Raw genomic sequence first — 20,960 nt, 5'->3', positions numbered from 1 at the left:
TCCCTAGGCTTGCATTACTAGTTGATTGATCAGCCGGAAGTTATCATCGTCAAAACATACTATTTTGACTTCCGTAAGTGTTGTATCCGCCATCAGAAACTGCGTAATGACGCGGATGGATAGTTGAGCAGCTAGTTCTTTTGGGAATCTGTAAATCCCCGTACTGATATTGGGAAAGGCGATCGAATGGCAACCATTCTCTACAGCTAATTTGAGTGCATTATAATAACAGCTTTCTAATTTTTCAATATCGTGATTTTTCCCTCCATTCCACACAGGGCCAACTGTATGAATTACATATTTAGCGGCTAGCTTGCCTGCAGTTGTAATGACGGCTTCACCGACCTTGCAGCCTCCTTGTTTAGCAACAATGTTACGGCATCCTTCCAGAATTTCCGGCCCACCGGCGCGATGAATAGCGCCATCTACACCTCCACCTCCAAGTAACGACGTGTTGGCAGCATTTACAATAACATCGACTGCAATTTTTATTATATCGCCCTTTACTACGGTTATTTTATCGGTATTATGTGACATAAGATTAATCTTAATTCAAAGATATGAAAAATAAAATAGCAGGTCTAATCAGTGTATTAGGGGGATAGCCATTGAAGTTAATGTCTCAGGTAAAAAAATAAAAAAAATATAAGTGTAGTTAAATAGCTACACTTATATTTGTAGTCAAATAACTACATAACAAGGAGCGGTCGGTAAAAGACCTCGCATATTTTAGGAAATAAGAATAAGACCAAGTGTTGAATATAGAAGCGGTGACTATTAACGTGAAGTAATTAACAGTATAATAATTAAATCATAGCATTATGAAAAGAAATAGGATAATTTATTGGATAGCAACCGTATGGTTAGCTGTAGGATTATTGTCAACTGCTATCATACAGATTTTTAAAATTCAAACGGAAGGAGCAGGTGGGATACAAAATGTTACTCATTTGGGATATCCTAGTTATATACTTCCTTTACTTGGGATCTGGAAGCTTTTAGCCGTGGTTGCCTTGCTTTGGCCCAAAAGGCCGCTCTGGAAAGAATGGGCATATGCGGGTATTTTCTTTACCGCTACTGGTGCTTTGTGTTCACATATTGCATCGGGAGATTCTTTCGCTTTAATGGCTCCAGCACTATTATATATTATTCTAATTGCTACTTCTTGGTATTTCAGACCAGCCGATAGGAAATTTGATTTGAAATCGTGTTGAAAACTGTGATGAATTTAATGAGTTAACCGAAAATATACACTGTATTATGGATTCATCAGGAACAGTAAGTATTTAATGCTTTAACCTTTACTCTTCAGATGAAATATGGTGATTTCCGGTAGTATCCCAACTCGGCTTGGATAATCCAGATAACCGAATCCAACATTTACGTACAATGCCTGATGCTTTTCACGGTATAGGCCGGCCCATTCACGGTAAGCATATTTCACTGGGCTCCACTGATAATTCGGGTTGTTATAGCCGAATTGTCCCCCATGTGTGTGTCCACTGAAAGTGACGTCGATTGTGGGATATTTGGGTATGATCTCCGCGCGCCAATGGGAGGGATCGTGTGAAAGCATAAAGTTGATGGGCGAAGATTTATCTACTTTAGACATGGCCAAATCGATATTCCCATAATTTTTGGGATTATTTGTTCCCCAATTTTCGACGCCTATAATGGTAATCTTTTCGTTATTCAGTATCAGTTCTTTCGATTCATTGAGAAGTAGTTGCCAGCCTAGTTGTTGATGAATGGATTTGAGATTTGAAAGATTTTGTTCCCTGGTCAAGTTCATTTGATCAAAGAAATGATATCTGTTAAAATGATAATCTCCATAATCGTGGTTTCCAAGTATAGAGAATGTGCCTAATGGGGCCTTCACTTTATCAAATATGGATAAATAGTCCTCCATTTCGGTAGCAAAATCATTGATTAGATCCCCTGTAAAAAAGATGATGTCAGGCTTCTGCGCTAACAAGAGGTCGATCCCTTTTTTTACAGCAGTTGAATTAAATAGACTACCTGCATGTATATCGGAAATTTGCGCTATAGTAATTCCTTCAAATGATTTCGGTAACTTAGGTAAGATTAAATCGAGGTGGTTGACCTGATATTTATACAAATTGAAGGCAAATCCACGTGTAAGTGCAAGGATGGGAACACTGGCTAGCAGAAGACCGCTTTTGACAATAAAATCTGATCTTTTTATAGGCGGTAAATTTCCAGCCTGTTTCGGCGAAGATTTAGTTTTTTTAAAATGTCTGTTAATTATTTTGAACGTATATACAATAGTATCAATACCGATAAAGAAAAGATAGATTATCTTACCAAAAAGCGCCGAAAGCGGAAAAAACACGAAGCAGGCAGATTCAAAACTAGTCCATTTAAAAAATAAATTAAGAAATATGCACAGATAGGAAAGTATACTGACAGACCACCAGACTATGTTTAGTAGCTTTGGATTGGATTTCCAAATTGACAATGTCCGAATTCTTAAGAAGATTAAAAGATCTAAAAAAATGAATAGCATTAAAATTTTTAGATAAGCATAGAACTGTTGGAGCATATTCGAAGTTTAACTAATTTGGACCAGGCATATCTGGAATAAATAATTGGATTACAAAACCTAAAATAGGTGTTTTTTTTCGTAATCATAATTTCATTGTTAAATTATTTTCATAGTAAAAGACTATTACGCTTTGTAGCCTATAATCTCCTCTTGTTTTGTGTCATATTATTGACGAATGTGGTGTCACAGATGTAGGGTAGAAGTTTTAAATTTGTCCCTATTTGCAACGGATTGTACGCTATTAAAGAAATTTTAAATCATGGGAAAACGAAAAGAAAATTCGACAAATAGGATTAATGAACAGTATATTATTGAATGTGATTTAGCATATGCTGTATGTAAAATCGGCGGCCGATGGAAGCTGCTGATACTTGCTAAATTGCAGCATGGAAAGTTGCGGTTTGGTGAAATTAAACAATTGATTACAGGGATTACCGATCGCATGCTCACCTTGCAGCTCAAAGAATTGGAAAAGCAAGGACTTGTTAAAAGGATTGCTTATGCAGAAGTGCCGCCCCGAGTGGAATATCAATTGACTGAGATTGCGGCAGAACTTATCCCTATTTGGTGTCAATTGGAAAAATGGGGCGCCAAGCATAAAATGATAACGTAACGGCAACGTTGTTTCCTGTAATTTTTTTATCAATACCTAGATTAAAAAAGATTATTATGGGCGCAATGGAAATTTACACTATGATTGTCTCTTAAAGATTTTTATTTCAGAAAATCGACCTTGTTTTAGATCCCAGGTATATTCGAAGGCAATGGAATAGCCTAAAGATCTAATTTTCCACACCTGGTCTTTTTCATGGCCAACTATATAGTGTAAGAACCCTGACATTGCATTTTTTCCAATTTCGTCAATATCTTGATTAAAAGGGATAATGCCATTTGAAAATGAAAATAGCTGCTGTGCAGCTTCGTCGGGTTGAAGTATATTACTTTTTAATGTTTGTTCTACCATTAAATTTTCATCAGGAGATAGTTTTAGTTCCTGCCAATTTGCACCTAAATCGTTTCCCTTCCCAGTTTCTTTAAGTATTTCATTTTGAACTTTAATGAAACGAGACTGATTTTTTAGGTAAAAAACCGATAATCGCTTATCAATAGTATCTTGCCATTCTTGAGGACTGACTTCCTGTATACCTGTTGATGAATAGCTGTTCCAGCGTATTTCGTCCATTTCTTGGTAGAGTTTCTCTAATTCATCGGCTGACTTCTGAATTACGAACGGGAACTGAAGTCGTAAATATTCCGCTTTATTGGGCAGCGTATATTCCGAATGATCGATAACCATAGTTTGTAGATTCAGGTTAAACCTAAGCATATAAAGCCTATTTACTAACCAAATTTGCCAAATATCCTCTTTTAATTGTTTAGCGAACACTTGATTTCCAAAGGTATAAGCTATTGTAGCTTCGTTTGTTCCTGTATTCGATTGCTGATAAATCACAGGTTGAATAATTCCACTGATAAGTCTGGCTATTTCAAGCGGACGATAACATTGCAATAATGTCACAGTTGTGAATTGTGGATTTTCAAGCATTTTTGACAATTCTTCGGAAGGATGTCCATCAAACCTAATTGCGTTAAGGACAGCTGGGGGCGGCTGTATCTTTTGAAAATACTTTTTGCGCAGTTGTGTTAAACTACCGTGCGCTCTATGGGCATAATCAAAAATTGGATCGAACAATGCAAATTGTTGTTCAGTCGTTAGTGTGGAATCCGATAACTTACTTTCTATTTCACTAATAAATTTAAAAAATTCCTTTTGAGTATTTTGCTTTTGATCCTTTAGTTCGCGGTCAATAATCTGAGAAGTACAAGTGGCCGCCATCAATAAGAAAAGAACTGTTGACAGCGTTATTTTTAAAGATATCATGTGTTGATAGATTTTATCTTAATGTTAGCGTACAAATATCGCCTTTATATTTAACATGCATATCGTATAAATGTTTATGATTACTTAAAGTTCGCTATGATAATGAATGTAAATTAATTTATTTAAAACGATCTTAGGTTGTATGCTGTTTGGTTTCTAGAGCGATTTGGATTGCGGAATTTCGCCCCATTCGTATCAGGTCAGTAAAAAAGTTATGCTATTATGGACAATAAAAATAAGGAACAAATGACAACAGCATATTTGCAAATTGTGTTAAAAGCGAATTCTTCTAATAGAGGAGAATTGGGAAGTACCTATAATAAATTCAAAGATTTATTTCCGGAACAAATAAAGGGAGCTAAAACACAAGAGCTACTCATCAGCGATGCGGACATACAGCTCCTATATGGCTTTGATACCTTTGAACATGCAGAGGCCTTTTTGTCAACAGAATTATATAACAATATCATCCTCCCCGCATTAAAACCATTAATGAGCAATAATCCTGAGATCAAAATATACAATGTGGCTTAAAGAAGATTTAACTTTCATCGAATAGACACACATAATCCATATTTTAATATTGGATGAAAATAGAGTTTCCCAAATTATTAGTATACGAGGTCGCGAAACATATTAGTTGATAAAAACAGAATTGCTGTTGGTGAAAGTGTACCTGTAGGATTATTGCAATTAGCCTTTTCACATGGAGGCAGCAGGTTAAGTTTTGTTCGCTTATATGTAAATTGCTCATCGGCACAGGAGTGTAACCACCGAAAAAGTCGAACTTCGATCAGGTATTAAAATGGAGGGTGCCTAAGCTACCTATGCATGATAGCCATTCGAAACGTTAAATGAGCTATTAAAGCTAGATAGATCGTCCCACAAATTTAGGACAGCCCTTTTTAGAATCGAATATTCGATATAGTATAGGGAGGGCAAAATAAATAAACTTGTTAATGGAAGGGTTGTCCATGTTAATCTCTGTCCAAGAATTTAGGCTTTGGACAACCCCTTAACTTTATGCCTCTCTTTTCAAATCAAAAGAGACATATTTTTCGTAATCAACTAAAGATCTCACCGGAGTTGTTACACGCTGTAAATGCTCCATATACATTTTTGCCACGTTCTTCCATACCGTTTGTTCTCCATAGCTGCGTGCTTTGAAACGATGCCATGCGAGTAAACGATGCGATCTACACAATAGATTGATATTGTCACGCATGCTTTCTATGTCATTAAAAGGGGTAAGGATGCCGCGTTCATCTTTTAATAAATCTTTGGCATGCCAGTAAGGTGTGGAGATAACTGCAGCGCCGGCACCAACAGCAAAAGATAAGGTGCCACTACTAATCTGCTGTTCGTGAGGGTATGGAGATAGATAAATGTCACATGCGGTCAAATACTCCTTTAGTTCATCATCCGTTAAGAATTTATCAATAAAAACCACTTTATCGTCTAAACCGAGTTGATTAACCAAATTTTGCAATTCGTAACGGTAAGATTCGCCTTCATGAGCAAGCACATTGGGATGTGTTTTTCCAACGATCAAATATTTGAATCCTGGGAGATCAATACCCGACAAGGATTTGATGGCGTATTCCAGACCTTTGCTTCTTCCGATTAGACCAAAGGTCATCATCACAAAGTTCTCCTGCAGGTTCAATCTGTATTTGGCCAATCCCTGATTATAGTCAAATTGTGGCACGCCATGTGGTATAACCTTAATCTTATCAGCATGCGCCGAATTGAATTGCTCCTTTAACAATTCTACTCCTTTTGGCGATAGACTCACAACAACCTGAGACTTTTCTAAAAGTAACTCGATAATTTCTCGCTGCTGTAGGGATGGGGTTTGCAGAATAGTATGAAATACGGTTAACAATGGTACATTAAGGTTGTTGGCGATTTGCGTGATGAAAATGCCGTCCACACCACCAAATATTCCAAATTCATGTTGAATAATACAATAGTCGTATTCCTCATTAATGATACGGGCGGCTTGATGATAGCTGTCAAGTTGGTCCTTAAAGATGATAAAACGCACAGATTCGTCAAAATCCTCTAAACCCAGTTTAGATAAAGCGATTATGTCTATTTGGACATGAGGATCAAGCTCCATGCCTTGTTTGAGATCTTTGGTAAAAGTTGCCAACCCACATTCTTGAGGCGGACAAGTGCTAATGATTGCTATTTTTTTCATATAACTTAACCCTCCTTTATTGTATTTTGTGCTTCTTTAACTGGAAGGTCCAAAATAGCCATGAGCAATAAATAATAGCCTTTCTCTAGGTTTAATTTTTTCGCTTTTTCATTAATATTTTCCATATCCGTATGCTATTTGAGTGTAAATTCTTTTGATCTAAGTGAATCAAAATTTATACCTAAAGATTGTGTAGCATGCTTTAACCGTAGTTTTTGAATAGAAATAGCGTAAGATTTTATGGAATTTCCAAAAAATACAGATCAGTTACGTATTTATAGCGTAGGAGAGTTAGAATTATGCTCTTATCATTTAAATAATCCTACTAATCAGATGCGAATTTTCGGAATACTGTTTTGTGGATACAAGTTTCTTTACGAATTCAACTTTTTATACATTTGATCAGCTATAATGTTAACTTAAACTGCTGTTCGTGGAAACGATACGTATCGTGTACAGCGCTGGACCATGGTATACATTAAATTTTAAGATATATTAGTATTATGATAAAAATCAGAAAGATTAAACCAGAGGATAATCTGATATTAGCAACGATTATACGGGGTGTTTTTGAAGAGTTGAAGGCTCCGCGCTTGGGAACAGTTTATTCCGACCCTACTACCGATAAGCTTTTTGAGCTATTCCAAGAGGTGAAATCTTGTTTGTGGGTCGCTGAGGTTGATGGGGAAATCGTAGGTTGTTGCGGTATTTTTCCGACTGTTGGACTTCCTAACGGTTGTATTGAACTCGTAAAATTCTATTTGTCAGCTAAAGCAAGGGGCAAAGGTATCGGCCGGGAATTAATGGATAGATCAATAAATTCAGCCAAGGAACTCGGTTATTCCAGCATATATCTAGAGAGCTTACCGGCTTTTAGCGATGCAATTAATATGTATAAAAAACAAGGATTTGAGACACTCCCCGCTCCAATGGGCGAATCGGGACATCCCGGTTGTGATGTCTGGATGGTGAAAGACTTAACATAGGAGACATTTTTTAACTTATTACCATGTTAAAATCTAATAAATAAATTTATCTGAACACTTCTCAAACAATTGCAATACTCCTTTGGTTGTTTATGTAAGTTAGAAAGACAATTTCATGAAAATAGCCACCTATAATATTAATGGTATCAATGCACGTCTTCCCGTGCTGTTACGTTGGTTAGCGGAAGAATCACCTGACGTCGTTTGTCTTCAGGAGTTGAAATCTCCGCAGGAACGTTTTCCATTGAAAGAAATTACTGACATCGGATATCATGCGGTTTGGCATGGTCAGAAAAGTTGGAATGGGGTTGCGGTACTTTCCAAATACGACATCGAAGAAGTCTCTAGAGCTCTTCCAGGGGATTCCGAAGATGTACAAAGCCGCTATTTGGAGGTTGTGATCCAGCAAGTCGTGATTTGCTGTCTTTATCTGCCCAATGGGAACCCATTTCCGGGGCCCAAATTTGACTATAAGTTGAAGTGGATCGAGCGCTTAGCAAAGCGGGCCAAAACGTTGCTTAGTATGGATGTTCCAGCGATACTCATTGGGGATTTTAACATTATTCCAACAGAAATGGATACGTATAAACCTGAAAAATATGTCAATGATGCATTGTTTAGGAAAGAGGTGAAGGAGGCATTCAGTCAACTTCTTGAAGAGGGCTGGCAGGATTCTATTCGTCAGCTTTTTCCGGATCAGCAGGTTTATACGTTCTGGGATTACTTTCGGCAGGCTTACAATCGAAATGCTGGTTTACGAATTGACCATATCTTATTGAGCCCTTCAATTCAAGATCGTTTAATTGAAGGCGGAATTGATCGCGATGTGCGCGGATGGGAGAAGAGTAGCGATCATGCGCCTACGTGGATTCGATTACGAAATATCAGCAAGAATGGCTAAGAAGATAAATACCAGTGCGGGATTGTTATTGTATAAATTTCAGGCGTTTGAAATTTATTTTTTCTTAGTACATCCTGGAGGACCCTATTTTACTAAAAAAGATGAAGGCTCGTGGACAATCCCTAAAGGGGAAATCGATTTGAATGAAGATGAACTTGATGCGGCCAAAAGAGAGTTTATTGAAGAGACAGGCTATCTTCCGCGTGGAAATTTTATTGCGCTAAATGCTATTCAACAAAAAGGAGGCAAAATAGTTAAGTGCTGGGCAATTGAAGGAGACATAGATCCTGCTAGACTTGTAAGCAATACCTTTGACATGGAATGGCCGCCGAAATCGGGGAAAATGCAAACGTACCCTGAAATAGATCGTGGCGATTGGTTTACATTTACGGAAGCCAGGAAGAAAATAAACGAACGACAGATTTCTTTTCTGGAGCAAGTTATTGCACATGGAAAATGATCGTTTATTTCAACATAAGTTTATTGTGCAAGCACTACCTAGCGGATTTCATTGCTTTAACTTTTGTTGTGTTATCATCCGATACCAATTGTTGGTATATAACTGTTTCCATTCCGTATAAGGCGACCTTGCCTTCACTATTGCTATGAATCCCATACCCATATGTCTTTGTAAGAGGGGAGGCGCGCAGGCAAGCTTGTCCTCTAGAGAAAAAAACTGTTCTAGCTTCGGGATACTCATCTGGCGTTAGGTCCCTTCTTTCCGCATAGACTTGGAAAATAATGTCGTCAGATGTATACTGATAAGGCGCTGCAGCGATTAATTCATATTGTCTTTCAGCTATGGTTTTATGGCGTTTTGATGGTGGAATAGTACCCTTAACTACTTTGGTATCTGTAGCAGCTTCAATTAAAGTATTGAAGTAATTTGTCGAATGGGTTTTCATAATTTTTATTTTTCTTTAATCAAAAAGCATGTAATGATAGAAACAAAAATAATAGAATATCTTGCGATCTGATAGCGGATCGCAAGATATCTTATGAATTACTGATTATTGTTGCTGTTCTCCTACAGTGCTGCTTTTATAGCGGCTAGGCAATCGGACTGATATTTCATGATATTATCTTTTTCCGAAGCGGAGATTTTTCCTTCAACAAGATTTTTTTCAATCTCATTTTTAATATCCAATATCGATTTTTCTTTGTCCAATGCTTTTTCTGCTGATTCTGCATTAATACGGTCTACCCAGGTTTTGCCTAGCTTTGTATAAAGCTCTTTAGCCTTATCATTGGAGAGTACTGGGGCAGTCACTGAAGCAATTGCTGCATTGGCCGCAGCTTTATCTGAATAAACGACTGCTTCCGCATCTTTTGTTGCAGCATCTTCAGAGGTTTTCATGGCCTCTTCATTGGCGTCAGCTGCTTTTTCCTCCGCATTTTCCATGTGCTCGGTTGCTTTTTCTTGTGGTGTTTGATTGTTACATGAAACTAGAATTGCTGCAGTCGCTAATGAAGCGAGTAATGTTTTGTTTGAAATCATAATATTATTTATTTAGTGACAATGTTTAAATGACAAGATTTACTGATGAATAGTTTTACTAACTAAAGACTAACATCCTATCTTTGCGTAAATATTACGGAAAATGTGGTTTATACTTGTTTTGTTGTAATCGGTTCATTATGAGTTTTGTGGCGTTTTGCTTCAGGACTTCTCAATCTATTAGCCAGTAATATAAAACCGTATAAAATTTCGCCGATAGCTTATATTCTTTCGAATTCTTTCTATGACGTTATTTATACTTTAATTGAGTAATATCCAAGATAATCCAAACAAAGTCGTAAAAATTATTGTTGATTAAATACAGACTGCTTGTCCGGTCATGAAGAAAGTTTTAAAGCTAGGCACCTTTCCAACCTAGCTTTTTTATTTTTCACCGAAATAGCCAATTAATAGGCTTTAATACCAGCCATCCGGATTACTCAGATTCTGAATAATTATTGGACAATCGTTTGATCCACTTTTCGTAGTTATTTTTTTCTATATTAGCCTTAGATATGACATGTTTGAAGAGGGGTGCTAGATTTCATTATGCGTGGCAAATTATCTCTTTCGAGAATTTCCTATTATTAGTAAGTTAAAAGATTAAAAACTAGCAAAATATGCGTCAACTGGAGTGCCACGAAGAAGAAATCCACCTATGCGGTAAAATCCAATATTTCGGTTTCCTTTGTATTTTTAATGAGAGTGGGTGTGTTGCCGCAAGTGAAAACCTATCTGCATTGCTCGATATTTCTATGAAAGAAATCTTGGGGAGATCGATCGAGCAGCTATTGCCTTTGATATCGTCCGAACCGGAGTTGAATCTCAAAGAAATAGAAAAACAGATCACAGGGGAGATATTTACCCGTTTTGTAGAACGCATTCGTATCAAAAATGTAGATTATTATCTGAGCATTTACCGGTATGATGAGAAAACATATCTTGAAGTTGAGATCTGTAGTGAGAATCATCTAAAAGCAACCCGTTTATTTTATTATGCAAAATACCTGGAAGAGCAACACGGAAATGCTTGGCAATCATTGACTGTGTTGATTCGCCAGATTATTGGTTTTGATCGTGTCATGGTATACCGTTTCGAAGAGGACAATAGCGGACAGGTAATTGCAGAGTCCATCGCAGATGGGATGGCCTCATTGATGGGCTACCGTTATCCAGAATTTGATATTCCGGCACAAGCACGCGCGCTATATGTTAAATTCCCTGCACGCCATGTAGCAGATATTGAGGCACCAACTATTGCTATACAGGGCCTGGAGGCAAGTGAAGTAGACCTGACTCGTTGTAGCCTCAGAGCATTGTCTCCCGTACATTTACAGTATCTTAAGAATGCAGGTGCACGTGCCAGTGCCAGTTTTTCCATCGTTATCGAGGGAAGACTCTGGGGGCTGGTGGCCTGCCAGAATAGTCTAGCTTTGACTGTGGACCTTGCCCAACGCCACTTATGCGCCTTCTTAACGCAGTATGCTATAAATTATTACCTTTCAGAATATCAAAGGGAAAATCTTGTCGCGCAGACTATTATGGGCGTTATGGAACGTGACCTGAAGTCTGAATTATTAGTAAACAGTGATATCGGAATCGTGCTTGAACGCTTCGCTCCGCAAATCTTGGAAATAGTGGAGGCAGACGGATTGGTGATCAAACATGACCGTGGTTCCAAAACTTGGGGTGTAGTACCGACAGAATCAGAGCAACGACAGATTGATCTGTATATAGAAAAACAGGGCGAGAGTGATTTATTTTTTACATCAAATTTTGTTCCTGACAGGACCGACCCAGTACAATCGCTCATATTTCCTGGTATTTTACGGATAAATATTCTTCCCAGCAATAAATGGTACATCTATTTATTCCGCAAGGAGCACGTATATGAAGATGTGTGGGCAGGGAAACCCGAAAAAATATATCATTACGATTCCGAAAGGGAAATAGAGTTTCCGTCACCCAGGACATCATTTGAAGCCTGGCGTGAAACGATGAAAGGCAAGTCTATTAAATGGAAAAAAACGGAGCTTTCCTTCATTGAAAAAGTTGCACAAATAACCCAACAGGCTATTGCGCAACGGGGTGGGGAGATTGCTCAGCTCAATAAGGAGCTCGTAAGATCAAACAATGCCTTAGATACGTTTGGCTATACATTGACTCACGATCTTAAAAACCCTCTTTCTTCCATAAAGCTTGCTGCGCAGATGATGTTGATGAAAGACGATCTTCCGAAAGAGATGTTGCGAAAAATGGCAACGAATATCATCGATGCGACTGGACTGATAATAGAAATGATGGATAAGGTTTATCAACTCACACAATCTAATTATGTAGCATTCAAAACAGAACTGATCGATCCGCGAAACAAAATTCTTAATATTCTCGAAAGCTGCAAGCAGCAGTTTGACAGTACAAGGTTGGAATTTGTCTTAGGGGAGACCTTGCCCATTCTCGGGGAAAGAACACTGTTATATCAGCTGTTTTTAAATCTGATCGGCAACGCGATAAAATACAGCAGTAAAAAAGATCAACCAAGGGTGGAAGTTTATAGTGAAAAACACGGCCATTCAGTTTACTATTATATTAAAGACAATGGCATTGGGATGGATATTCAGGATGACAGTAATATATTTGACATTTTTAAACGGCTGTCAAATTCGCAGGGCTTTGAAGGATCGGGGATTGGCCTTTCCATCGTCAAACGGATAGCGGATCGTCTTGATGCCGAGGTTACAGTAGAAAGCGATCTCGGCGTGGGTACAACGTTCTGTGTTAAATTTAGAGGTTGATAGATAATGATCCAATTTACAAATCCATTATGGTATCCAAACCACGTTTTACCTCTTTAGAGCTCCCCATTTTAGCTAGCGTATGCTCGCCTTTATCTATTGCATTCAGGATGTTCTTCTTGGCAATAAATGGACTGGTAAAGTCAATTAAAATATCAAAATCAATATCCTCATTTGCATTTTCTATTGTATCAAATGGAGGAATTCGATACGTTTTTATATTTAGAATCTCAGCGAGATTTTCTCCCTCATAGGTGCGTGAAAGGCCGCCAACCAACCGACCCGGCCTGTCGCTCCTGCAAAAAGCAACTTTTTCATCATTTTTTTTAACTATTAATCACTATAAATAACATGTTTTTGATTTCGATATCAGCTAAATGAGTTAAAACTCCTTTATTTTACACAAACAAGAAGGATCTTTAAATTGTTGTTATACGTAAAGTGTTTTCAAGTTTAAACTATTTGTCCATGATTATGCCCGAAAAACAACTTCTACAAATGCTTATCCGAGTTCAGGATGAGCTATGCATTACGATTTCCATCAATACCCATCGCACACATCCTGATAACCTAAGCGATCGAATAAAGATCAAAAATCTTATCAGAGAAGCGATTGATAGACTAACGGATAAGTATGATACGAGGGCAGTTGCTGGCCTTATCAGACAATTGGAAAGGATAGCGCAAGAACTCGATATTAATTATAATCTCGAAAGTCTGCATATCTTTGTTTCAGATACGGTAGCAGAAGTTTTCAAGTCTTCATGGGAGACAAACCAAGAGGGTGTCCATATTAGCAATACATTTGCTGTGCGCCCCTTGGTTAAGGAGATTGGCCGTCAAGCCAGTTATCTTGTGATGTTGCTTTCGCAAAGCGGTGTTCATCTTTTTCGTGCCTTGAATGGGCGCATTGTTGAGGATATCAGTAGTGAAGAGTTTCCTATTGCCGAAAATCAATTTTACAATACATTTCCCGATAAAAGTAGTGATGCTAAACATCTTGATGACCTTTTAAGGGAATATCTTAATCGGGTAGACAAAGCTCTCCTGCGTTATATTGGGGACTCAAAGAGTGTAACACTCGTGTTTTGCACAGAGAATAATTATAGTAAGCTCTTACAGGTTGCGGATAGACCGTCTATCTATTATGGATACTTGCCTATAGATTACAATAACATTGAAACACATCAGTTAGAGAGCCGTGCCTGGAATTTTATGAAACAGGAACTGGTACGAAAAAATGAAGACTACTTTAAAGAACTGGAAGCAGCTGTGGGCAAGGGTTTAGTGATCACTGATCTGCAAGAGATTTATCGTGCATGTCAGGATGGTCGTGGGGATCTCCTAATTGTTCAAGAAAATTTCCATCAGGCTGTAAAGATTCTTTCAGATCGCGATATTGAAATTGTAGACAATAATGTTGGACTGGACACGATTGACGACATCAGCAGCCTATTGGCGCTATTGGTGGATGAAAAGGGTGGACAAACGGTGTATGTTTCACAAATACCGAATATAGAGCTTCAGCCAATTGCGCTTAAGATTAGGTATTAAAATGTGACTTAACGATGTTTGCTGAATAACCATCGCTGGAGCGTATCCGTTAAAAGAAACGGAATAACAATATTATTGTGCTGTAAATTTTCAAACGTTGTGAATTTGAGTTTGTGATTCCCTCGCAATTTTTCGTACAAAACTATGCTGCCATAATAGGGATTTTCGGTGTCTTTTTCGCCATGAATCAGCCAAATGTTTTTATTGCCGAGTGCGTTGAGATTAGATAGATCGGGTACGGCAGCGATGGAAATCATTGCTGCGAATTTATCTGGAGACAGGCTCATCAAGTTCTGCGCTGTTGACGCGCCCATTGAATAGCCTATGAGATAAATTCTATCGCTATCAATATTGCCATATTCGTTTTCAATTGATTCTATCAATGCTAGAATCTGTTGTGCGTCTGTTGAAGGCTTCGCAGTAAGTATTCCATCTCTATTAAATTCATAATCGGATGAACGCTTTTTAAATTGAGGAACAACAACGAAACAATTGAACCTAGCATAAATCTCCTCTCTAACCCAGGTTCTTGCCAAATGCTCTAATTGGTTTTCATTGTCATTTCCTATTCGTGATGAGTTATGAAAGGTAATTACAATAGGATATTTTCTTTTTGAATGGAAATCTTTTGGCAATAGAAATCGATACGGTATGGTGGTGATCTCATTTTTGAATATCCTCTTTTCATATCGATTCGTAGATAATTGGCTTAATGTATTTCTAGTTTCCACATATGTTGCACTATCAATTGATCTATTATCATATTCGTGTTTTTGTGCAAAACAAAAATTGCAAGTAAGTATGCTCAACAGAATACCAATTTGCCTACTAAAGCTTGAGCCTTTTTGATGCATAAGATCTTAAAGAGATATTGATTAGCTTTTTAAGTAAAATCTAATTTAGATAGCGTAATCCTATTGTATTGATTATTGTATTAAGTCCCTGTTTAGTGATGATAAATAAGGTCGCAATAATGATAACTCTTAGGACAAGTTCGATCTTATTATAATGGTAAACAGAAAAATACTGATAGAAAAATATGATAGTATATAAAAAGATAAGAATTACGAATAGTAGGTTTACCGTTAATATTGTGGAAGAGTCGTCAGTTAAAATCAACGTAAAAGTGATGAAAAATCTTAAAGAAACAACAGCTGCCAAAAGAAAGATATTGAGTACTAAATTTTCGGTATAATTTTGTCCACTTTTTTTAAATATCAGGTAACTCATCAGTGCATTAAAGGGGATGACGATAAATGTAACGAATTTCGAATAATCCTTAATGACTTTAGACAATCCTGAAACACTCTCCTGGTTGAGTACATTCTGTAGATCCACCTTTGTGAATTTTGAGAGAAAATAGTTGATGGTAAGTACGATAATTACGGTTGCGAAATAGTTGAAGTGCTTCGCTCTTCTACCTTCTATGTATTCCCTAACACTATGGCCTGGCCGCGTAAACAGTTCCTTCATCGTATATAGAAACCCATTGTCGAAATGGAATATTCCATGAATAAAATCGTGGATAAAAAAATGTTTTAAGGAATATCTGTGAGTGGCGGCTGTTTGTCCGCAATTGCTGCAAAAATTAGCTTCGATTGCACGATCGCAATTAAGACATCTATTATTCATTATCGGGTTAATTGTTTTTGCAAAGATATATTTATTATCGAAAAATCAACAAACTGCAAGACTCAATTTTCATCGTACTGAATTGCAATTTCAACGAAAAATAATACATCGAAAACCATTTCTACGCTGAACATAGTAGAGTAGTATTTATATTTGACTAGTAAATCAGTAATGGAATTTACAACGAATGAAAGTAGGGGGGAGATCAGTTCTAATTATAGAGAACGGGGATGCTGACTAATTTTTATGGAAAATAGATTTCAGTCGCATCATTTAGATGAACGATCCATCAGGATATTCTTTACCTGAAAAAAGTATACCTATTTTATAAAGTAATCGATCTATTCGATTATGCAGGAGCCTCTTGATTTTCCAAAAATCGGAGGTTTTGTTTTTAGTTACCTGCGTTAAGTTAATCATATAAATAATAAGGCCAACCCTAAGGAACTGGCCTTATTGTTTACAATGTTCAATTCAACCGGGGGCTAATCATTCGTGTGGTCCTCTGTGGCAAATGAGAACTTAACTGATTTTTGTGGATAAGCCTCCATACTCTTGCGGCTTGTATTTTTGATAATGGTTTTGATACTAACGCGATCTCCCAATTTAAAATAAGTTTCTACGATTTGATAATCTAGTAAATAGGGACCACAAAAGTAGTTTCCTTTATCATCTTTTTCGATGACACCCTGATAAAGCCCTGTTCTTGTCTCTTTTGGCATATGAATTTAATTTGGAGAACAAAGGTAGTAAGAGTATTTGGTGAAATGATATTAAAGATGAAATTAGAAATGGTTGTAACGAATTAACTTTTTTATACTAAAATTTAGAAATATATGTAAAACCTTCGGATAGTTGACATCTATTGATCTTTATCTATCAAGGAATGAAGGGCTTGCTCCTTGGATGACGGCGTCTAGAATATCTTTAGCAAAATAACTTCATAAGGTCGTCTTATGATATTAAAAGAAGACCACTATGGGATCGATTGATCTCATAGTGGTCCGTGGTTTTTGTGATTATAGACGGTCGCTTATTTGCTTTTTACACAACGTATACCGACTTGGTTATTTTGATGTATATCTACGATTGAAACACCTGTCGCTGTTAATACCAGTGCAGGTTTAGAGTTCCCTTGAACTGTCGCACTCGCCCAATAGACACCTAGGGCGCCAGTAGGGATATTGTTGCTTCCTGATGATGAGCGAACAAAAGCATTGTCAGGCAGGAACATATAATTATCTTTATTGGTGGTTGGCACGACGGATGTTCCTAGAAACCAGCCTGTCTGTCCATTGTAGCTACCTCTAGCGGTACCCATATTAATCAATGACTGATATTCCGTTTGCGTAGCTGTTCGCCATCCGGTGCCTAAAGCACCTTCACAATATGTTGCCGATCCGTTTCCTCCATAAACGCTTCCTTTTATGTATTGCGCGGATGCGATTGTGATGGGTGAAGTGCCAGTCAAATTGGCTGAACTCCAGTAGTAATTGGAGGTAGGTACATCGATTGCACCTTTAGGTACTAAGCGAAGTTTTAAAGTGTATTTTACCCCTTTTTGTAAGCTTAGATTCGATAAATCTATTGTTCCAGAACGTACGCCATTTTGTGTGGAGTTTAGGGACACTGTTCCAAAATTAACTTTACCGGTCGTCGTTCCTTCGGTAAGAATAAGTGCCGCATTACTTGTCCATAGAACACCTGTACCACTAAATACGACGTTACGAGCTACCGACGAGCCACCTTGGGTGAACAGACCATCGGTCAATTTAACAGAAGCTGTACCATAATTAGGAGAGATTGTACTACTGGTCATGGATGTGATATTGCCAACCACATTGGCAGATGTACTTTCTAAAGTGGCCTGTACTTGTGTAAATAGGTGACTCAAGATAAGGTCAACAGATAGTGTTTGGTTAGCAATTACGGTGACGGGTAATTTTTTCCATAAGAGGTCTGTATCTGCGCCAGTCACATTAAAGGTAATGTTCGCTAGTGCCTGATTAAAGTTAATTGAAGGGAACACCAGGCCATTTGCCACTGCGATAGCAACAAAAGTATAAGGACCTGCAGGAAGCGAGAGATTCCAATTTGTACCACTGGTCGAATATGTTAAAATTCCTGTATCTTTGACATAATTTCCTGCTGCATTATAAACCGCAATGGCATATTTGGCACCTGCACCTAACGAAACAGGTGTTGTTGCCATTTTAAGTCCTGTTGACGCACGTAATGCGTTCGATGAAATAGCGGCCTCTGGTGCCAAGGTAGCTAATACCGAAAGTTCATTATTAAATGGAACAATGGATTCCTGAATGTTTGAAAGTACGCTATTTAAACTTTTGCTGGTTGATAATTTTAATTGAGGGTCAGTATTTTCATCGGAGAAAGAGACTCCACCCATTTTCACGCTAACATTGCCATCTGTCTCAACAGCTGTGTTACTTTCATTTTTGCTACATGATGTGAAAAGTATAACAAGGAAGCTGAGCAATTGAATAAATTGATTTTTCATTTTTCTTCTTTTTGGTTAATTGATAGTGAATTGGGGGACTACCACCAGCCGTCACTTTTACTTTGAGTTTGTGATTCTTCGTTGTCCCAGGTTTGTTTTACATCCCCAGAAGTATTACCATTTGAACCAGCAGCAATGCCATTTTCCAATAAAACGACAGTCATTTGAATCTGAGGGACCTGGTAGGCTTGTTTGCCAGTCGGAGATTTAAAAAGTTTCTTTTTCATAACAATGTAATTTATAAGTTGAAATATTTTTATAGTTCTTTCGTCAGCCAATGGCTTATTACATGGGCTAATGCGCGAGACGTTAGCTGATATGGCGTATTTAAATTTCAGTGTAAAAGACGCATTTTATTGCGGTCTTACATTACATTCGATCGTGATATAGCATGTTTATGGGATGTTTTAGACTGGATATAACAGGAACATGTTATGTTTGTAGTTGTATGTCTACATGCTTGCAAAACAGTGTTTTATGGTTGTTTTAAATAATTATATTTGTCTTACTAGTTTAATTAGACAAGCCATACTTATGAAAATCGCTAGCCATGCTGTTATCCTAGATGACCAGAAAATAGTTGCTTTTTCTTTCGCACTCTTGTTAAAACGGGAATGTGGAATAGATTTGGTTCAATCCTTTAGTCAAGGATCTGAATTCCTTCAATTTTTGCGCGCTTTCGGGAAGCGGTATTTGTTTGTTTTTTTGGATTACTATCTTCCAAATGAAAATGGCCTTTCATTATTAACTGAAATCAGGCGTATAAATGGAGATGCAAAGGTCATCTTTTTGACTGGAGCAACGGCTCCTGTCGTAATATCGAGTATCCTTCAATATCGTCCAGAAGGTATCCTAAGTAAATCTTGTGAATTAAGTGAAGTCTTGGCTTGCTTTGAGGCGATAAAGAAAAAAGAAGTATATATATGTGAGGAATTTGAACGTATCCTGTCTACGCACGGTAAGAAGATTAAAACATTTACTACCCGGGAGATTGAAGTATTACAATACTTTTCAGAGGGTTATAGCGTGGCCGAAACTGCTTCAAAAACCTTTTTGAGTCCACACACAGTCGTTGCACATCGTAGGAAGATGATGGCAAAAGCAGATTGTCAAACGATAGGACAAATGCTTAAATACGCCCGTGAGCATAATTTAATTTAAAAACATTGCACACCGGAGGTATTATGGGGGGTATTATGATTACTGTATTTATTGTCAATATACAATTGATAAAGTTGATTCAAGTAATTCCTTTTGGAATAAGGGCTCTCTACAAAGATCTGATCTAGTTTATGTTTGGCGGACAAGATCAGAGCAAAAATAGATATTTCATGAGATCCATAATGTAAACAAATTTCTTTTTGAAGCTTGGATGAAAATGGCATAATGTATTCTTAGTGAATACTATTGATTAAAGCGCACCAATCGCTTACTTGGAACGAATGATGCGTAGAAGGGAGGATTATTTAATTAAAAATGGTAACCAAAAGATAAAGCGGTTCGAATACCTGCAAAAGGTCCGCTGGTGTTTATTGTTACACCTTCAGCATTCACTTCTTTTTTGATTTTCAAGAGATTACTGTCAAATTCATCCAGCTGTTTTTTTACTTCACGTTGCTCATCTCCATTTAGTGGTGTTCTCCCTTCAAATGTTCCCTTATTGAACCCATAATTTGGACCAATAATACGCCAATCCAAGTAGATGTCTTGGCCGATTTTCCACTGGCTACCGACAGCCACACCTCCTGTAAAAGCATTTAAGGCACCGGATATGGACACTTCTCTGTGATAGCTCGATTCATCGACGGTAATTTTGGTGTGAACGTTGTAATTGGCGTATTTGACAAATGGTGCGATATAGAATCCCTTAAGTAATTCTTTATTACTGACGTAGAAGCGTACTTCTGGTGTGATGGAAAAAGCTCCTAATTTGGCTTCGCCTAAAATGTTGTTGCGATCGTCAAAGGCGGAATCCCAGAGCGATTTAAAGGGTAGATTGGAACTGGGACGATAGCTTACCGTTCCATTGAGCGATAGATGTTCATTGAGCGACCTTTCGTATTCCAGTGAAACATTACCAACAGTTAGGGGCCAAATATTTAGTTTGATCAAATTAGGTTTTTCTTGGGCCTTTAACCCAGTGATAGCGCATAACCCAAAGGTAAGCATGGCAAAGTAGTGTAATTTCATGGTAGTTTTCCAAAAGTCAGGTTGTAAAGATAGTCGAATATATCTTTAATTACTAAAGAAAAGCCAAGGCGTAGAATTTGTTTTTTAAACATTATATCTTCTAATGGTTTGGAATTGAATTGTTTTAAGGAACGATGGTTAAGTTGATTTTGTTGTTTAAATTTCTGTTAAATTTTTATTTTTAGCAGCCGTAAACATTTTTGTGTTTGCTAAAATATCCCTTCAGTTTATGACA

General features: G+C 37.5%; 22 protein-coding genes. 9 read left to right on the top strand and 13 right to left on the bottom strand.

Annotation, left to right across the window (positions count from 1 at the left end; genetic code table 11):
* Positions 1–3: 3 nt before the first annotated feature.
* On the bottom strand, positions 4–537 hold the full coding sequence (locus OK025_RS22560) for an O-acetyl-ADP-ribose deacetylase (protein ID WP_317666973.1): 534 nt from the start codon (positions 535–537) through the stop codon (positions 4–6).
* A 284-nt stretch (positions 538–821) separates the two neighbouring features.
* Here OK025_RS22560 and OK025_RS22555 point away from each other — a divergent pair, with 284 nt between their 5' ends.
* On the top strand, positions 822–1,214 hold the full coding sequence (locus tag OK025_RS22555) for a DoxX family protein (protein ID WP_317666972.1): 393 nt from the start codon (positions 822–824) through the stop codon (positions 1,212–1,214).
* A gap of 80 nt (positions 1,215–1,294) precedes the next feature.
* On the opposite strand, the gene OK025_RS22550 is transcribed toward OK025_RS22555, so the two are convergent.
* Positions 1,295–2,353: a metallophosphoesterase gene (locus OK025_RS22550; RefSeq protein WP_317666971.1), complete on the bottom strand. Its 1,059-nt coding sequence runs from the start codon at positions 2,351–2,353 to the stop codon at positions 1,295–1,297.
* Positions 2,354–2,825: 472 nt separating this feature from the next.
* Between OK025_RS22550 and OK025_RS22545 the strand changes: the two genes are divergently transcribed.
* A complete protein-coding gene (locus OK025_RS22545; protein WP_046676278.1) occupies positions 2,826–3,179 on the top strand; it encodes a winged helix-turn-helix transcriptional regulator in 354 nt (117 codons plus the stop codon).
* A 78-nt stretch (positions 3,180–3,257) separates the two neighbouring features.
* Here OK025_RS22545 and OK025_RS22540 read toward each other — a convergent pair whose 3' ends face one another.
* Positions 3,258–4,448: a hypothetical protein gene (locus OK025_RS22540; RefSeq protein ID WP_317666970.1), complete on the bottom strand. Its 1,191-nt coding sequence runs from the start codon at positions 4,446–4,448 to the stop codon at positions 3,258–3,260.
* A gap of 222 nt (positions 4,449–4,670) precedes the next feature.
* Here OK025_RS22540 and OK025_RS22535 point away from each other — a divergent pair, with 222 nt between their 5' ends.
* A complete protein-coding gene (locus tag OK025_RS22535; protein WP_317666969.1) occupies positions 4,671–4,982 on the top strand; it encodes a hypothetical protein in 312 nt (103 codons plus the stop codon).
* Positions 4,983–5,469: 487 nt separating this feature from the next.
* Here OK025_RS22535 and OK025_RS22530 read toward each other — a convergent pair whose 3' ends face one another.
* A complete protein-coding gene (locus tag OK025_RS22530; RefSeq protein ID WP_317666968.1) occupies positions 5,470–6,651 on the bottom strand; it encodes a glycosyltransferase in 1,182 nt (393 codons plus the stop codon).
* Between the two features lie 503 nt (positions 6,652–7,154).
* On the opposite strand from OK025_RS22530, the gene OK025_RS22525 reads away from it, so the two are divergent.
* The 3 genes from OK025_RS22525 (at position 7,155) to OK025_RS22515 (ending at position 8,998) form a co-directional block, all read left to right on the top strand.
* Complete coding sequence (locus OK025_RS22525) at positions 7,155–7,637, top strand: GNAT family N-acetyltransferase (protein ID WP_317666967.1); 483 nt, start codon at positions 7,155–7,157, stop codon at positions 7,635–7,637.
* Between the two features lie 115 nt (positions 7,638–7,752).
* Positions 7,753–8,538, top strand: coding sequence for an exodeoxyribonuclease III (gene xth, locus OK025_RS22520; protein ID WP_317666966.1), 786 nt, complete (start codon positions 7,753–7,755; stop codon positions 8,536–8,538).
* Positions 8,531–8,998, top strand: a complete 468-nt coding sequence (locus tag OK025_RS22515) for an NUDIX domain-containing protein (RefSeq protein ID WP_317666965.1) — start codon at positions 8,531–8,533, stop codon at positions 8,996–8,998. Before xth ends, OK025_RS22515 begins: the two co-directional genes overlap by 8 nt.
* Before the next feature lie 34 nt (positions 8,999–9,032).
* Here the strand turns inward: OK025_RS22515 and OK025_RS22510 are convergent, their stop codons facing one another.
* Both OK025_RS22510 and OK025_RS22505 read right to left on the bottom strand, forming a co-directional pair.
* A complete protein-coding gene (locus OK025_RS22510; protein WP_317666964.1) occupies positions 9,033–9,443 on the bottom strand; it encodes a DUF6157 family protein in 411 nt (136 codons plus the stop codon).
* A gap of 122 nt (positions 9,444–9,565) precedes the next feature.
* Positions 9,566–10,036 (bottom strand): hypothetical protein, encoded by a 471-nt coding sequence (locus OK025_RS22505; protein ID WP_317666963.1) that lies wholly within the window; start codon positions 10,034–10,036, stop codon positions 9,566–9,568.
* A gap of 620 nt (positions 10,037–10,656) precedes the next feature.
* On the opposite strand from OK025_RS22505, the gene OK025_RS22500 reads away from it, so the two are divergent.
* The gene (locus tag OK025_RS22500) at positions 10,657–12,831 is read left to right on the top strand and encodes an ATP-binding protein (RefSeq protein WP_317666962.1); all 2,175 of its coding nucleotides are present in this window, start codon (positions 10,657–10,659) and stop codon (positions 12,829–12,831) included.
* A 16-nt stretch (positions 12,832–12,847) separates the two neighbouring features.
* On the opposite strand, the gene OK025_RS22495 is transcribed toward OK025_RS22500, so the two are convergent.
* On the bottom strand, positions 12,848–13,108 hold the full coding sequence (locus OK025_RS22495; protein WP_317666961.1) for a hypothetical protein: 261 nt from the start codon (positions 13,106–13,108) through the stop codon (positions 12,848–12,850).
* 191 nt (positions 13,109–13,299) lie between these two features.
* On the opposite strand from OK025_RS22495, the gene OK025_RS22490 reads away from it, so the two are divergent.
* Complete coding sequence (locus OK025_RS22490; RefSeq protein ID WP_317666960.1) at positions 13,300–14,385, top strand: hypothetical protein; 1,086 nt, start codon at positions 13,300–13,302, stop codon at positions 14,383–14,385.
* Between the two features lie 8 nt (positions 14,386–14,393).
* Here the strand turns inward: OK025_RS22490 and OK025_RS22485 are convergent, their stop codons facing one another.
* The 5 genes from OK025_RS22485 to OK025_RS22465 all read right to left on the bottom strand — a co-directional run bounded on the left by OK025_RS22485 (position 14,394) and on the right by OK025_RS22465 (position 18,762).
* Positions 14,394–15,239, bottom strand: coding sequence for an alpha/beta hydrolase-fold protein (locus OK025_RS22485; RefSeq protein ID WP_317666959.1), 846 nt, complete (start codon positions 15,237–15,239; stop codon positions 14,394–14,396).
* 40 nt (positions 15,240–15,279) lie between these two features.
* The gene (locus OK025_RS22480) at positions 15,280–16,017 is read right to left on the bottom strand and encodes a DUF3667 domain-containing protein (RefSeq protein ID WP_317666958.1); all 738 of its coding nucleotides are present in this window, start codon (positions 16,015–16,017) and stop codon (positions 15,280–15,282) included.
* A 485-nt stretch (positions 16,018–16,502) separates the two neighbouring features.
* Positions 16,503–16,739 carry a hypothetical protein gene (locus OK025_RS22475; protein ID WP_317666957.1) on the bottom strand — a complete coding sequence of 79 codons (237 nt, stop codon included), beginning with the start codon at positions 16,737–16,739 and terminating at the stop codon, positions 16,503–16,505.
* A 311-nt stretch (positions 16,740–17,050) separates the two neighbouring features.
* Positions 17,051–18,535, bottom strand: a complete 1,485-nt coding sequence (locus tag OK025_RS22470; RefSeq protein WP_317666956.1) for a hypothetical protein — start codon at positions 18,533–18,535, stop codon at positions 17,051–17,053.
* Positions 18,536–18,573: 38 nt separating this feature from the next.
* Positions 18,574–18,762: a hypothetical protein gene (locus OK025_RS22465; RefSeq protein ID WP_317666955.1), complete on the bottom strand. Its 189-nt coding sequence runs from the start codon at positions 18,760–18,762 to the stop codon at positions 18,574–18,576.
* A 250-nt stretch (positions 18,763–19,012) separates the two neighbouring features.
* Here OK025_RS22465 and OK025_RS22460 point away from each other — a divergent pair, with 250 nt between their 5' ends.
* Positions 19,013–19,696 (top strand): response regulator transcription factor, encoded by a 684-nt coding sequence (locus OK025_RS22460; protein WP_317666954.1) that lies wholly within the window; start codon positions 19,013–19,015, stop codon positions 19,694–19,696.
* A 309-nt stretch (positions 19,697–20,005) separates the two neighbouring features.
* Here OK025_RS22460 and OK025_RS22455 read toward each other — a convergent pair whose 3' ends face one another.
* Positions 20,006–20,725 carry a DUF3575 domain-containing protein gene (locus tag OK025_RS22455; protein WP_317666953.1) on the bottom strand — a complete coding sequence of 240 codons (720 nt, stop codon included), beginning with the start codon at positions 20,723–20,725 and terminating at the stop codon, positions 20,006–20,008.
* Positions 20,726–20,960: the final 235 nt, after the last annotated feature.

The sequence above is a fragment of the Sphingobacterium sp. UGAL515B_05 genome (genome assembly GCF_033097525.1).
GTDB lineage: Bacteria > Bacteroidota > Bacteroidia > Sphingobacteriales > Sphingobacteriaceae > Sphingobacterium.
This window is presented reverse-complemented; position numbering and strand designations above follow the sequence as displayed.

Coding starts and splice junctions, on each gene's coding strand:
- OK025_RS22525 (WP_317666967.1), top strand. CDS start 7,155: ATGATAAAAATCAGAAAGATTAAACCAGAGGATAATCTGATATTAGCA.
- OK025_RS22470 (WP_317666956.1), bottom strand. CDS start 18,535: ATGAAAAATCAATTTATTCAATTGCTCAGCTTCCTTGTTATACTTTTC.
- OK025_RS22460 (WP_317666954.1), top strand. CDS start 19,013: ATGGTTGTTTTAAATAATTATATTTGTCTTACTAGTTTAATTAGACAA.
- OK025_RS22510 (WP_317666964.1), bottom strand. CDS start 9,443: ATGAAAACCCATTCGACAAATTACTTCAATACTTTAATTGAAGCTGCT.
- OK025_RS22455 (WP_317666953.1), bottom strand. CDS start 20,725: ATGAAATTACACTACTTTGCCATGCTTACCTTTGGGTTATGCGCTATC.
- OK025_RS22555 (WP_317666972.1), top strand. CDS start 822: ATGAAAAGAAATAGGATAATTTATTGGATAGCAACCGTATGGTTAGCT.
- OK025_RS22485 (WP_317666959.1), bottom strand. CDS start 15,239: ATGCATCAAAAAGGCTCAAGCTTTAGTAGGCAAATTGGTATTCTGTTG.
- OK025_RS22540 (WP_317666970.1), bottom strand. CDS start 4,448: ATGATATCTTTAAAAATAACGCTGTCAACAGTTCTTTTCTTATTGATG.
- OK025_RS22530 (WP_317666968.1), bottom strand. CDS start 6,651: ATGAAAAAAATAGCAATCATTAGCACTTGTCCGCCTCAAGAATGTGGG.
- OK025_RS22505 (WP_317666963.1), bottom strand. CDS start 10,036: ATGATTTCAAACAAAACATTACTCGCTTCATTAGCGACTGCAGCAATT.
- OK025_RS22475 (WP_317666957.1), bottom strand. CDS start 16,739: ATGCCAAAAGAGACAAGAACAGGGCTTTATCAGGGTGTCATCGAAAAA.
- OK025_RS22545 (WP_046676278.1), top strand. CDS start 2,826: ATGGGAAAACGAAAAGAAAATTCGACAAATAGGATTAATGAACAGTAT.
- OK025_RS22535 (WP_317666969.1), top strand. CDS start 4,671: ATGGACAATAAAAATAAGGAACAAATGACAACAGCATATTTGCAAATT.
- OK025_RS22465 (WP_317666955.1), bottom strand. CDS start 18,762: ATGAAAAAGAAACTTTTTAAATCTCCGACTGGCAAACAAGCCTACCAG.
- xth (WP_317666966.1), top strand. CDS start 7,753: ATGAAAATAGCCACCTATAATATTAATGGTATCAATGCACGTCTTCCC.
- OK025_RS22560 (WP_317666973.1), bottom strand. CDS start 537: ATGTCACATAATACCGATAAAATAACCGTAGTAAAGGGCGATATAATA.
- OK025_RS22480 (WP_317666958.1), bottom strand. CDS start 16,017: ATGAATAATAGATGTCTTAATTGCGATCGTGCAATCGAAGCTAATTTT.
- OK025_RS22515 (WP_317666965.1), top strand. CDS start 8,531: ATGGCTAAGAAGATAAATACCAGTGCGGGATTGTTATTGTATAAATTT.
- OK025_RS22490 (WP_317666960.1), top strand. CDS start 13,300: ATGATTATGCCCGAAAAACAACTTCTACAAATGCTTATCCGAGTTCAG.
- OK025_RS22500 (WP_317666962.1), top strand. CDS start 10,657: ATGCGTCAACTGGAGTGCCACGAAGAAGAAATCCACCTATGCGGTAAA.